At 45.7% G+C, this 13,877-nt stretch carries 12 protein-coding genes; 11 read left to right on the top strand and 1 reads right to left on the bottom strand.

Translation table 11 applies throughout. The features are described from left to right. The 7 genes from AC3WQ3_RS15290 (at position 1) to AC3WQ3_RS15260 (ending at position 7,955) form a co-directional block, all read left to right on the top strand. The gene (locus AC3WQ3_RS15290; protein ID WP_492472684.1) at positions 1-1,461 is read left to right on the top strand and encodes a sensor histidine kinase; all 1,461 of its coding nucleotides are present in this window, start codon (positions 1-3) and stop codon (positions 1,459-1,461) included. A gap of 68 nt (positions 1,462-1,529) precedes the next feature. Next, positions 1,530-2,483, top strand: coding sequence for a 4-hydroxy-3-methylbut-2-enyl diphosphate reductase (locus tag AC3WQ3_RS15285; protein ID WP_336779375.1), 954 nt, complete (start codon positions 1,530-1,532; stop codon positions 2,481-2,483). A gap of 236 nt (positions 2,484-2,719) precedes the next feature. After that, positions 2,720-3,784 (top strand): 3-deoxy-7-phosphoheptulonate synthase, encoded by a 1,065-nt coding sequence (gene aroF, locus AC3WQ3_RS15280; RefSeq protein WP_336779376.1) that lies wholly within the window; start codon positions 2,720-2,722, stop codon positions 3,782-3,784. Between the two features lie 400 nt (positions 3,785-4,184). Beyond that, a complete protein-coding gene (glnA, locus tag AC3WQ3_RS15275; protein ID WP_095288270.1) occupies positions 4,185-5,609 on the top strand; it encodes a type I glutamate--ammonia ligase in 1,425 nt (474 codons plus the stop codon). 229 nt (positions 5,610-5,838) lie between these two features. After that, complete coding sequence (gene serC, locus AC3WQ3_RS15270) at positions 5,839-6,927, top strand: 3-phosphoserine/phosphohydroxythreonine transaminase (protein WP_127539448.1); 1,089 nt, start codon at positions 5,839-5,841, stop codon at positions 6,925-6,927. Between the two features lie 137 nt (positions 6,928-7,064). Continuing rightward, on the top strand, positions 7,065-7,529 hold the full coding sequence (gene trmL, locus AC3WQ3_RS15265) for a tRNA (uridine(34)/cytosine(34)/5-carboxymethylaminomethyluridine(34)-2'-O)-methyltransferase TrmL (RefSeq protein ID WP_492472682.1): 465 nt from the start codon (positions 7,065-7,067) through the stop codon (positions 7,527-7,529). Between the two features lie 171 nt (positions 7,530-7,700). Continuing rightward, complete coding sequence (locus AC3WQ3_RS15260; protein WP_024629045.1) at positions 7,701-7,955, top strand: AbrB/MazE/SpoVT family DNA-binding domain-containing protein; 255 nt, start codon at positions 7,701-7,703, stop codon at positions 7,953-7,955. A gap of 97 nt (positions 7,956-8,052) precedes the next feature. Here the strand turns inward: AC3WQ3_RS15260 and AC3WQ3_RS15255 are convergent, their stop codons facing one another. After that, positions 8,053-8,970 carry a serine hydrolase domain-containing protein gene (locus AC3WQ3_RS15255; protein ID WP_492472681.1) on the bottom strand — a complete coding sequence of 306 codons (918 nt, stop codon included), beginning with the start codon at positions 8,968-8,970 and terminating at the stop codon, positions 8,053-8,055. A 466-nt stretch (positions 8,971-9,436) separates the two neighbouring features. Here AC3WQ3_RS15255 and AC3WQ3_RS15250 point away from each other — a divergent pair, with 466 nt between their 5' ends. Genes AC3WQ3_RS15250 through AC3WQ3_RS15235 form a run of 4 tightly spaced genes read left to right on the top strand, consistent with a single transcriptional unit; the run spans position 9,437 to position 13,747 of the window. Beyond that, positions 9,437-10,201, top strand: coding sequence for an alpha/beta hydrolase (locus AC3WQ3_RS15250; RefSeq protein WP_154895914.1), 765 nt, complete (start codon positions 9,437-9,439; stop codon positions 10,199-10,201). Positions 10,202-10,212: 11 nt separating this feature from the next. Beyond that, positions 10,213-11,172: an ABC transporter permease gene (locus AC3WQ3_RS15245; RefSeq protein WP_127539451.1), complete on the top strand. Its 960-nt coding sequence runs from the start codon at positions 10,213-10,215 to the stop codon at positions 11,170-11,172. Between the two features lie 18 nt (positions 11,173-11,190). Then, on the top strand, positions 11,191-12,093 hold the full coding sequence (locus AC3WQ3_RS15240) for a carbohydrate ABC transporter permease (RefSeq protein ID WP_095288264.1): 903 nt from the start codon (positions 11,191-11,193) through the stop codon (positions 12,091-12,093). Positions 12,094-12,148: 55 nt separating this feature from the next. Then, positions 12,149-13,747: a type 2 periplasmic-binding domain-containing protein gene (locus tag AC3WQ3_RS15235; protein ID WP_492472680.1), complete on the top strand. Its 1,599-nt coding sequence runs from the start codon at positions 12,149-12,151 to the stop codon at positions 13,745-13,747. The last annotated feature ends 130 nt before the right edge of the window (positions 13,748-13,877 follow it).

Here is a 13,877-nt window from a genome sequence, read left to right as displayed (position 1 = left end):
ATGTCCATTCGGTTAAAACTAACCGCATGGTATTCTGGCATCTTGGCAGCTGTGCTTATTTTTTGGGGTGTCGTAATCTATGCCTTTGTTTATTTCAATACGTATCAGGAAGTCGAACAGCAGTTAAAGTCGAAGAGTGCGCGAATTACAGACCAGATCGGAGTTAACCCGTTATCTCAGACGCTTGATCTGGACCCTTTTACCGAGAGTCAGCTGCAGGAAGCCCAAATTTACATTCAACTCTGGGATTACCAAAGTCAGTCTGGCAAAATCTCAGGAAACATGGAGAAGGTTCGCATCCAATTTCCGGTTTTGAAGACGAATGAAATAGTAGAAAAACGCGGGATATCCAAGATTTACGTGAATGGCACTCCTTTTCTGGTCAATCAGCAGCCCTTGTCCCTGCAGGGGACCAATGAAATTAGGGGGCTTCTTCAGGTGGGTGCCAATGTAAGTTCACAGGAACGATTGCTGGAGGCACTGCTTAATATTCTGATCTTTGGCTGGCTTGTAGCCATGGCACTGGCCATTACTTCAGGTCTCATTCTTGCCCGTAAATCGATGCGCCCACTCGTCAATGTCATTGATGCAGCCAATCAGATTCAATCCGGTGACGATCTGAGTGTCCGGATACAATATACGGGTCCCAAGGATGAAATCGGTCGTCTGATTGAAACGGTGAATAACATGCTCGAACGGACAGAACTGTCCTTCCGCGGCCTGGAGGAGACCAATGCTGCTCAGCGCAGATTTGTATCCGATGCCTCTCATGAGCTGCGTACACCGCTGACCACGATTCGGGGAAACGTGGATTTCCTGAAAAAGTTATGGGATCAGGAAGGCAATGACCGACCGAATTTGGATGAGGAGACCGTCAAGGAGATGTCGCTTGAAGCGATTGAAGACATGGCGGACGAAGGCAAACGCATGAGCAGGTTGATTAGTGACATGCTGTCACTGGCTAGGGCCGATACAGGACAGAAAATAGAACTGAATCCGATTCCGCTGCAAATTTTGGTGCAAGAAGTGGCTCGCAGAGCACATTTCCTCGATCACCACGCAGAATGGCGGGTTGGCGATTTATCGATTTTAAATGGAATTTATGTGAACGGCAGCAAAGACTATCTTCAGCAGATGCTCTTTATTTTCATTGAAAATGCGTTCAAATACACACCGGACGGATCGGTAACACTTGATGCGATCCTATACAAAGGCCAGGTTGGTCTCCGCATCAGTGATACGGGCATCGGTATGGATAAGGATGAGGTGCCGTTTATCTTCGATCGTTTCTATCGTGCAGACGAATCCCGCGGAGCTACACCGGGCATTGGACTGGGGTTGTCCATCGCTAAATGGATTATTGAGGAGCATATGGGCTCCGTTGAGGTCGTGACCAGACGCGGTGAAGGAACGACTTTCATCATCTGGATGCCAGTTGTCTTTGCTCCACCTATCGAATAAAGGTATAATAGACTGGACTGCAATTACATCGGCAGTGATGCTGAAAAAGAAAGCGGGTGGCAAACCAAGTGGAAGTACTGCGAATTTCGCCGCGAGGGTATTGTTACGGAGTTGTGGATGCCATGGTATTGGCACGTCAGGCAGCACGTAATCTTGATTTACCACGGCCTATATATATATTGGGTATGATTGTGCATAACAAACATGTGACGGATTCCTTTGAAGATGAGGGGATCATTACACTGGATGGTCCGAACCGGATCGAAATCCTGAGTCAGGTAGAGAGCGGTACGGTCATCTTTACGGCCCATGGTGTATCTCCTGAGGTACGCAAGATGGCACGGGACAAAGGGCTCACTACAGTAGACGCCACATGTCCGGATGTAACCAAGACGCATGACCTGATCCGGGAGAAAACGGCTGAAGGTTATCAGATCATCTATATCGGCAAAAAGAACCATCCTGAACCCGAAGGGGCTATTGGAGTTGCGCCTGACCAGGTGCATTTGATTGAGAAGGAAGAAGAAATTGATTCACTGAATGTGCCAGCTGGCAAGATTCTCATTACCAATCAGACGACGATGAGTCAATGGGATATCAAACACATCATGAGCCGTCTTCTGGAGAAATTTCCTGGTGCTGAAATTCATAATGAGATATGTCTGGCTACACAAGTTCGTCAGGAAGCTGTAGCTGAGCAGGCAGGTCAATCTGATCTGGTTATCGTTGTGGGTGACCCGCGCAGTAACAACTCGAACCGACTTGCACAAGTATCGGAAGAGATTGCGGGTGTAACGGCCTACCGGGTATCGGATGTGTCCGAGATCAAGCAGGAATGGCTGAAAGGGGTAAACAAGGTAGCCGTAACTTCAGGTGCTTCGACGCCGACTCCGATTACGAAGGAAGTTATCAGTTATCTGGAGCAATATGAGCATGATCAACCGGAGACGTGGGAAATTAAGCGTACCGTCAACATGAGCAAACTGCTGCCCCCAGTGCGGGAGAAGACCCGTACAACGTAACAAATACAAGAAATCCTGTGCTGCAGCCCCGAATTAGGGTTGTGGCACAGGATTTTTTTGCAAGAGGAGTAGCCGTAGTGACCTTGACGAGAATGGCTGACTATGATATATTTACTTTAGTGGATAAAAGCTTAAAAGCGAACAAGCGTTTAAGCGCGACAGAACTTTTAATTATAATCAGATGCACATCGAAACAGTTTTTGGTGCTCTCATACAAGGAAGGATGGGAATTAATTATGATCGTTATTGCAGGTAAGGCAACACCGGAGGAACAGATTCAGGATATCGTCGCTGTGATTGAAAAGGAAGGGCTTCAGGTGCATATCTCCCGCGGGGAGGATCGTACCATTATCGGATTGATTGGCAAAGTGGAACCCAAAATGCAGGAGCATCTTCGTCAAATGAAGGGTGTAGAGAATGTCGTAAGAATCTCAAAATCCTACAAGTTGGCCAGCCGTGACTTCCATCCTGAAGATACAGTTATCTCCATTAAGGAAGTGGATATCGGCGGAAAAGAACTTGTCGTTATGGGTGGACCATGTGCGGTTGAATCTGCTGCCCAAATTGATGAAATTGCCGGTCTTGTGAAAGCTGCTGGTGGCCAGGTACTGCGCGGCGGTGCATTTAAACCTCGTACCGGTCCTTACAGTTTCCAGGGAACAGGTGTAGAAGGGCTCATCATGATGGCTGAAGCTGGCAAGAAACATGACCTGCTGACCATCACGGAAGTCATGACTCCGGAATACGTGGATATTTGTGCGGAGTACGCGGATATTCTGCAAGTCGGAACACGGAACATGCAAAACTTCGATTTGCTGCGTAAGCTGGGCGAATGCGGAAAACCCGTATTGCTGAAACGCGGCTTCAGTGCGACATACGATGAGCTTCTGAACGCGGCTGAGTACATCCTCGCCGGCGGTAACCCTAATGTAATGCTCTGTGAGCGCGGCATTCGTACGTTTGAGTCCTATACTCGCAATACGCTTGATCTGTCGGCGATTCCTGTGCTGCAGTCTCTTAGCCATCTGCCTGTCATTTCCGATCCTAGCCATGGTACAGGACGCCGTGAACTGGTAGAACCGATGACAAAAGCTTCTGTTGCTGCTGGTGCCAATGGATTAATTATCGAGATGCACACAGATCCAGACAACTCCATGACAGGCGATGGTGTACAATCCCTGTTCCCTGACCAATTCGCCAACTTGCTGCAGGATCTGGAGAAACTCGCTCCAATCGTGGGCAAAACGTTTAATACAGCCAAACAACCTGCCGAGTTTTTCCCGGCAAGAGTGGGCGTTTAATCTTATAGTTTGACTATACAATCGGACATTTTCCTCGTTTCATTCTTGAGAATGAAGCAGGGGGGATGTCCGGTTTTTCATATCAAGAGGGGATTGAATACATTTATTAATCAACAGTGATAAGAAACATTTATGATGTAATGTTTTTCCCATGTTTTAGGATGTTATTATGGTTACTTTACCGCATTAACTTGGTTAAATGTATAATCAATTCGTTGTTAAGTGAAATTAGCGAATTTATAAAATGTAAGTATAGCTAACATAGTCGCAAAAAATACCTTACATAAGTATTGACGATGTCATGTTTAAGAATTTATAATGACGACAGAAAAAAATTCGAATATGGACATTTTCTTTCGTGGGGTTGTTTATTGTTCGGAATATTTGGGAGGACGAATACATGTCGGTTGAAAACGTATTGAAATCAATTCAAGAGAACAACATCGAGTGGGTAGATTTTCGTTTTGTAGATTTAGCTGGTCGTGCACATCACATCTCGTTGCCAGCTTCGGCTGTTGATGCAGACACATTCGTAAATGGAGTAGCTTTTGACGGTTCTTCTATCCAAGGTTTCCGTGGAATCGAAGAGTCCGATATGGTTATGATGCCTGATCCTGAAGCGACTTATGTCGATCCGTTCACTGCACACCCTACATTGAATGTTATGTGTGATATCTTTACACCAGATGGCGAGCGCTATGAGCGCGACCCACGCAGCATCGCTGTTAAAGCTGAAGCTTTCCTGAAAGAGAGCGGTGTAGGTACAGCAGCATTCTTCGCACCTGAGTCCGAATTCTTCATCTTCGACGATGTACGTTATGAGAGCGGCACGAACAGCTCTTCCTACTACGTTGATTCCGAAGAAGCATCTTGGAACACGAACCGCAAGGAAGAAGGCGGCAACCTGGGCTTCAAAGTTCGCACTAAAGGCGGATATGTACCTGTAGCACCAGTGGATACTCAACAAGATATCCGTAGTGAAATGTGTCGTTTGTTGGAAGAAGCTGGCCTGTCAATCGAGCGTCATCACCACGAAGTGGCAACAGCTGGTCAAGCCGAAATCAACTTCCGTTTTGATACGTTGAAGAAAACAGCAGATAATCTGCTTGTATACAAATACATCGTGCATAACACTGCACGTCAATATGGCAAAGTAGCTACATTCATGCCGAAACCATTGTTCGGTGATAATGGTAGCGGAATGCACGTTCACCAATCCATCTTCGATGGCGACTCCCCATTGTTCTACGACAAAGCGGGATATGCAAACCTGAGCGAAATGGCTCTGCACTACATCGGAGGAATTCTGTACCATGCACCAGCTCTGATCGCGTTGACTAACCCAAGTACAAACTCATTCAAACGTCTTGTACCTGGTTACGAAGCACCGGTGAACCTGGTTTACTCCAAAGGTAACCGCTCTGCTGCAGTGCGTATCCCGGTTGCAGCTGTGACACCTAAAGGTTGTCGTATCGAGTTCCGTACGCCTGACTCCACTGCTAACCCTTACCTGGCATTCTCTGCTATGCTGATGGCGGGTCTGGACGGAATCAAACGTAAAATCAATCCAACTGAGCTTGGTTACGGTCCTCTCGACAAAAACATCTATGACTTGTCAGATGCTGACAAAGAAAACATCCGCAGCGTTCCAGCTTCCCTGGAAGAGGCGCTTGATGCTCTGGCAGCAGACAACGAGTTCTTGACTGAAGGCGGCGTATTCACTAAAGAATTCATCGAGAACTACATCAACCTCAAACGTGATGAAGCAAAAGCTGTAGCTATTCGCATTCATCCACACGAGTACAGCCTTTACTTCGATTGCTAATCCGATCGAAACAAGTGTGCCTACAATTTAAGCCTCCGGGACTCGCTCTCGGAGGCTTTTCCATGAATGAGCGATGTAGTACGTTAACTTTGCAGGGTGATAAAGTATTTTGATGACCCTAATTGCTAGCTTCAGTGCTTATTGCCCTTGATGCGGATAGGGAATACTGATATCATAGCGATAATATTTACTTCATATGTAAGCTACGGATGGAAAGGGCGGGGGAAAAATGACAAAGAGAGCGTATAATTTTAATGCAGGACCAGCGGCACTGCCACTGGAGGTTTTGGAGCGTGCGCAAGCAGAATTTGTTGATTTTCGTAACACAGGCATGTCGATTATGGAGATGTCTCACCGTGGGGCAGTGTACGAGTCCGTACATAATGAAGCTCAGGAGCGTTTGCTGTCGCTCTTAGGCAATCCGAAGGGATACAAGGTACTATTTCTTCAGGGCGGAGCAAGCACCCAGTTCGCCATGCTGCCGATGAACCTTCTGGGAGCAGGCCAAACTGCAAGTTATGTCATGACAGGCAGCTGGGCAAAAAAAGCGTTATCTGAAGCGAAGCTGATCGGTGAAACCCACATTGCAGCTTCTTCCGAGGCTGATAAATACATGAAATTGCCTGATGTATCGAACCTGAGTTTGCCTGACCGCACAGCTTATGTACATCTGACATCCAATGAAACGATCGAGGGTACACAGTTCAAGTCTTTCCCGGACACGGGATCTGTACCTTTAATTGCTGACATGTCGAGTGATATTTTCTGTAAACCATTTGATCTTAATCAGTTTGGCATGATTTATGCCGGTGCACAGAAAAACCTTGGACCATCCGGGATTACAGTGGTAATTGCGCGGGAGGAGCTGGTAAGCGAATCGCCAAAAACGATTCCAACGATGCTTCGTTACAGCACGCATACCGAAAACAATTCCCTGTATAATACCCCGCCTTCTTTCTCTGTTTACATGGTCAATGAAGTTCTGAAATGGATTGAAGAACAAGGTGGACTGAAAGGGATCGAACAAAAGAACATCAAGAAAGCGGAATTGCTCTATAATACCATTGATTCCTCAGGCGACTTCTATCGCGGCTGTGTTGATGCTGCAGACCGTTCCCTGATGAACGTAACATTCCGCCTTGCTTCGGAAGAATTGGAGAAACAATTCATCAAGGCTTCCGAGCAGGAAGGGTTCGTTGGATTAAAAGGACACCGCAGTGTTGGAGGCCTACGTGCATCCATCTACAATGCAGCACCTTATGAGAGTGTTAAGGCATTGACAGACTTTATGAGCCACTTTCAGAAGACAAATGGATAAATCATAGGGGAATGGATGAGAGGCCTTAGCCTTCCAATCTAGCCCTTCCAGAGCCTTCCACATTGACGTGTGGGGGGCTTTTCTTTAGAATTAGAGGATTGCAACAGATACATGAACTTAAAGGAGATTGAACACATATGGCTTTGCATATCGTTCTGGTTGAACCGGAGATTCCCGCGAATACCGGCAATATTTCTCGCACCTGCGCGGCTACGGGAACCCATCTGCACCTGGTTCGCCCACTCGGGTTTCGGACGGATGATGCTACCTTGAAGCGGGCTGGCCTGGATTACTGGCATGCAGTTCACATTGAATATCATGATTCATTCGCAGAGGTTCAGGAAAAGTATCCGGAGGGTCGCTTTTTCTATGCAACCACGAAGGCGAAGAACAACTATAGCGATTTTTCATTCCAGGATGAAGATTTTTTGGTTTTTGGCAAAGAGACCAAAGGACTACCTCCTGAATTGATTGCTGCCAATCCGGAAACTTGCATGAGAATGCCTATGACAGGTGATGTACGTTCATTAAACTTGTCCAATTCGGCGGCAATTATCGTATATGAAGCATTGCGACAATTGAATTTTCCGGGCATGGATTGATCCATATTCGCCTTCAAGTGCTTGTTAGAATTCGCTAAAAAAACATTTTTCAAAAAAAAGGACAAAAAATGTTTATTTCCAGCAGGATTCGACAAAATCTTGGCGAATCTTTAAACATAGTACAATTGTACCTAGAAATTTAGAGTAAGATAGGAGAGGTGTGCCGTAGCTATGAAGCCAGCTGGAGTAGTTCGCAAAGTTGACCAATTGGGTAGGATCGTATTGCCTAAATCTTTGCGTAAAAGGTATCAAATGAATGAGGGAGATCCTGTAGAGATCTTAGTACAAGGGGACCATATCATTCTGGAGAGATACCGTCCAAAATGTATTTTCTGCGGATCAATGGAAGAAGTCAATGAGTTCAAAGAGCGTTACATATGCGCACAATGTCTAGATGAAATGACCCAGCTTCCACAGCACGGGTAAAATAAAGAAGTATCATGACCGATAAAGGCATGATACTTCTTTTGTTTTTTCAATATGTTTTGAAAAAATACAATAATTTATAATCCTATTGAGTAGCTTAATGTTCACTTTCAAGATGGGGAAGGATATCGGACCAGATCAGGTTCAAAATGGCCTGCATGTTCAATTCGTCACTATTAACGGCAACCACAGCGTCCAGTTCGGGCAGGACCACGCATAGTTGACCATAAGCGCCATCAGCACGGTATGCATTGTGAGAACATAACCAAAATTGATAGCCGTATCCTTGTCCCCAATCGCCTTCACCCGGCGTCGTTATCTGGCGAGTTGTTGCTTGGTCTATCCATTCCGCAGGAACCAGCTGACTGCCGTTCCAATTGCCCTTCTGAAGCAAGAACTGTCCGAACCTGCCTAATTCCTCATTCGTAAGCTGCAAGCCCGCACAGCCTAATGTAATGCCCAGTGGAGACGTTTCCCATTCGACGTTGTAAATCTCCAGCGGTTCAAACAGTCTGGGAATCAGATAATCTTTTACGGTCTGGCCCGAGGCTGCCTGAAACATGGCCGAGATCATAAAAGTATCGGCACTGCTGTATGTAAATGCTTCACCAGGGACTCTGTCAATTGGAAGTGACATGTAATATTTAGCCCAATCTTTCTCCGCAAGTGTGGCCCGTTCCTCCGCCCAGAGCACAGGCACATCATGCCCTGAAGACATCCGCAGCAGATCATACAGTGTGAGATCCGCAGGAGAGAATGCTGTTAGGTTCGGAGCAGGTGTTGGCCATGTGAAGTATTCTCCCAGTTTGGATTCGAGTGTGAATATGCCTTCTTCGAGTGCCAATCCTACAGCCATACAGGTAAACGATTTACTGATCGAATGCTGTAAGCGCTGCTTATCCTCAGTCCGATCCCACATTCCACGTGTTTCTCCATGCTGCAGCACACGAACCGACAGTACGTTTAATTGCTGAGCCTCAATATGTTGAACAAAGCGATTAACAATGCTGGACATAATAACATCCTTTCATTAAGAAAGACGACATTTTAGGGCTGGTGAAACGTTTCCGTAATCTGGAACCAAAATCAGAAAATATGTTAGTACAATCCGAAGGGGATGTCAATGAAAGATGTGCAAACGGTTACCAAAAGGGTGAATTTTCACAAATAAAGTGCCTTTTGACGCAAATTTACACTTGAAAAAGAAGTTTTTTGAGAAAATAACGCGAAATTTGTAAAAAGGTTATTGACAGGATTTACTCATCGGGATTATGATTTATTCGAAACGATTCGAAGAAATCGCTTCCAAGTAAAAAGTGCTGTTTTTAAGTCCATGTGAATCAACGTTAGCTATGTTTTGAAACGATTCGAGAAAATCGTTTCGATAACTAGTAGGGTAATGGGGGAACGGCAAAAAGTCGTAGCAGAAAAGCGAGAGTAGAGAGAGTACAGGCAACAGCTGATGATGAAAGGGGTTGCATATGGCACACATTACGATCGAAACCGGATCGCCTACATTATGCATGAACACAAGCATACATGTAGTGTCCAGTGACTCCGGAGAGACTTCAGGCGGTACGCTATATCTGCTGCATGGGGCAGGCGATAATGCGAGTACATGGCAACGATTGACTACAATTGAAATGTACGCTGCACAATATGGCTGTACCATCATTATGCCAGAGGCAAACCGAAGCTACTACACTGATATGGAATACGGCCTGAATTACTTCCATTACATTACTCAGGAGTTGCCTGAGTTTTGCAGACGTCAGCTCAACCTGAACACGGATCCCGAGAAGACTTACATTGCGGGATTGTCCATGGGTGGATATGGTGCTCTGAAATGTGCACTGACTTATCCCGAACGTTATCGCAAGGTGGTTTCTTTATCCGGAGTAACCGACATTCAGACAAGGCTTCATGATCCCAATATGCCACCCGGTATGATCAAGGAAATGAAAGCGGTTTTTGGAGAACGGTTACAGGTAAAGCCCGACCAGGACATCTACGCACTGTCAGACAAATTGCTGCAAGAGGGCAGGCCTTTACCGGATGTGCTTAGCTGCTGCGGTGAAAGTGATCCATTTATTGAAATGAACCGCAGATTTGCCGAGTACATGCAGGGAACTGCGTATCATTTCCGGTACGTAGAATCTCCGGGAGCTCATGAATGGAGATTTTGGGAGCATCACCTGAGAACCATGTTTGATTTTCTGTATAACGACAAGACCAAAGTAGAGTGAGGAGATGCAAATTGAAACCTGCAGCCGAAGGACCTAGCAAAAAGCTGAAGGGAAACTTGAAAGGGAATTCGCTCTGGAGTGAAATCTGGAAGCACAGAATGACGTACACCCTGCTAATTCCGGGGCTTGTCTGGCTCATCCTGTTTGCTTATATGCCAATGGGCGGTCTGTCTCTGGCATTTAAGGATTACAAAGCGAACCTGGGAATCTGGGGAAGCCCATGGAGCGGATTTGAGAACTTCAAATACGTTTTCCGGGATCCAACGTTTATCGACGCGGTATGGCGGACATTGTATATCAACATTTTGAAGCTGATTATCCAATTCCCATTCCCGATTATATTGGCTCTGTTACTGAACGAACTGCGTATGCGCAGAGGGAAAAAGTGGTTCCAAACGATTCTTACGTTCCCTCACTTCCTTTCATGGATTATCGTATCCGGGGTTGTCATCAACGTATTGGCGTATGACGGATTGGTGAATAGCACGCTAGCATTGCTTGGATTGCCAACGATTAACTTCCTGGGTTCCGAATCCAACTTTGTACCGATGCTTCTATTAACAGATATCTGGAAATCAAGCGGATGGAGTGCCATCATCTTCCTCGCTGCGATCTCGGGTATCGATCAGGATCAATACGAATCTGCACAGATCGACGGAGCTTCACGGTTGCAGCAAATGTTCCGGATTACGCTGCCGAACATCCTGCCGACCATCACCGTTATGTTTATCCTGTCTGTCGGTGGATTGATGTCATCCGGTTTCGATCAGATCTTCAACTTGGCAAATGCCGCAACCAAAAATGTATCGGAAGTACTCGATGTATATATTTATCGGATTACGTTCCAATCATCAACCGACTTCTCGTTCTCGACAGCGGTCAGCTTGTTCCGTTCCCTTGTGAATATGATCTTGCTGCTTCTTGCTGACAGATTTGCGAAGCTGCTTGGCGGAGATGGATTGTTCCGATAAGAAAGGAGGAAAAATGAAATGAGCAAGAAAGCTAACAAAAAGTCGAAGATTGGTACAGAACGAATGACGCTTCTGGATTACGTTATCTTCGCCATCTTACTTGTGCTTGCCCTGATGATTCTGATTCCGTTCTGGAATGTCATCATGATCTCGTTTGCAACACAAAAAGAATATGCCGACAATCCATTATTGATGTTTCCTAAAGAGTTCACTTTGGATTCCTATAAAGCACTGTTTGCGGACGGGACTATCCTTTCGGGGTATAAAAATACACTGATCCTGCTGGTGATTGGCTTGCCTCTCAGTATGTTCCTGACAACAAGCATGGCGTATGGACTAAGTCGCAGCAACTTTCCATTTAAGAAATTTATCTTTTTCCTAGTGCTGTTCACCATGATCTTCAATGGTGGTATCGTACCACTCTACCTGATCATGAAATCACTTCATCTGACGGGATCGCTATGGTCCGTTATTCTGGCGGGAAGCTTCAGTGCATTTAACATGATCCTGATGATGAACTACTTCTACACTTTGCCGGAATCGCTAATGGAATCTGCGCGACTGGATGGTGCAGGGGAGTGGAGAATCCTGTTCAACGTCGTTCTTCCGCTGGCCACACCAATCATTGCTACCATCACACTGTTCTACGGTGTGGCATATTGGAACAGCTGGTACGATGCGATGATCTTCCTGCGAAAGGCAGATCAGTTACCACTGCAAAATGTACTTAGGACGATTATATCTACATCACAAACCAATGCCTCCAATGCTTCCAGCGTGGATGCAACGCAAGTCAGCAATTTCTCAATGGGGATGAAAATGGCTGCGGTATTTGTCACTATGGTGCCAATTATGTGTTTCTTCCCAATGCTGCAAAAGCACTTTGCCAAAGGGGTATTAACAGGGGCTATCAAGACCTGATTATACGTATAGGATTTTGACTTAAAATTCTACTAAAAAACATGGGGGTAAAAGCATGAAGACGAACAAAAAGTTGTCTGTTAGATCCATTTTTGCCATCACGCTCTGTATGTTGATGTTGGTGGTGACAGCTTGTTCCAGTAGTAGTTCGGAAGGTAGCAACGAGAAGGATGCAGAGGGAAATTATACAGATAACCTGACCATCTCTGTAGCTAACCTTACGGAAGTAAAAAACGGGAACATGGATAATGAGTTCCATAAATTCTGGACAGACAAGTTCAATGTAACTTGGGACTACAACTATATTGACTGGGATTCATGGGGCGAGAAACTTCGCCTGTGGATCAACTCAGGAGATTTGCCGGATGTATCCGTATGGAACTATGTTCACGGTGATGCCTTGAACAATATTGATCAAGGACTCTTCTACAAATTCCCGAATGACTGGAAGGAACGCTGGCCGAACGTGGCAGCAGCTTACAACTTGACAGGACTCGGAGATAAATTGGAAGAACTGACTGGCGGAACGTATCTCTTGCCTAGACCAATTTATTATGAGAACAAACCTGCTGATCCACTTACAAACCAAATCGGGGTTATTGCTCTCCGTAAGGACTGGGCTGAAGCGGTTGGTTTCGAGTTGAAAGATGCATATACAACATCTGAAATTAATGAATATGCTGCGCTTGTGAAAGAAAAAGATCCAGGCAAAGTAGGCAGCAAACTTGTACCTCTGTCCTACAATGCTGCAGACGCTATGACAAACATGATTATGCCGAACAGTGTGCATGCCATGACGGATGCTCCGTTCTATAAAGGTGAAGATGGTCAGTTCCACTGGGGACCAGCCGATCCTGAGACGCTGACAGGACTGAAATTGATGCAAAAAGCCTATAAGGATGGACTGCTCAATCCAGAGTTCTACACATGGAAAAACAATGAAGGTCAAAACAACTTTAAAGTAACAGGTACTGCTGCAGTTACAAGTCTGGGTGGATTGGCTTCATACAGACAAGGTTTGGACACCGATATGAGAAAGAACCTGGGTGTAGATAGTGATGAGCTGGTACACACTGCAATCGTTCTTGGAGATGACGGGAAATATCGCAACTTGGAGCAAGCAAACTTCTGGTCCGCGCTGATTTTCAACCCTGAGATCAGTGATGAGAAATTTGAACGAATTATGGATCTGATCGACTACTCCGCGACAAAAGAAGGACAGCTGCTTATTAACATGGGCTTCGAAGGAACGGACTGGAAATATGATGAGAACAACGAACTGGTTAGCTTGTTGCCAGAAGGAACAGTTCTGGAAGACAAATACCCAGCACGCTTCGAAGGTCTGTATCTCCTGGGTGACGACTTCAGTGTTGTAAACCCTGCTATTAAAAAGGATTACCGTGATAGAGCCGTAAAACTGTTCGAGGAAAAAGCAAAACTCGGTACAGAAGGTCAATCGCTCGCAACATACGACTGGGATGTCAACCTGTACGATTCCAAAGCTAAGAGTCAAGCTTCATTCGATTACCAGAACGAATATGCCAACCTGATCCTCAAAAGTGGAGATCTGGAAGCTAACTGGAAAGAATGGGTGAACAGCAAGATGTCCCTGGTTCAACCTTACCTGGATGAACTGAACAGCGAATTCAAGTAATCATTCAGTAGTTAACAAGATGGGACATGACAGGACGATTCTGTCAGCCCACCATTCTGAACCCGGTGCGCGGTCTCTCCCCGAACGCAGCCGGGTTCTTTATTTCAACAACATGCAGTGGAGGATAACA

The sequence above is a fragment of the Paenibacillus sp. FW104-T2 genome, from assembly GCF_058789975.1.
This window is presented reverse-complemented; position numbering and strand designations above follow the sequence as displayed.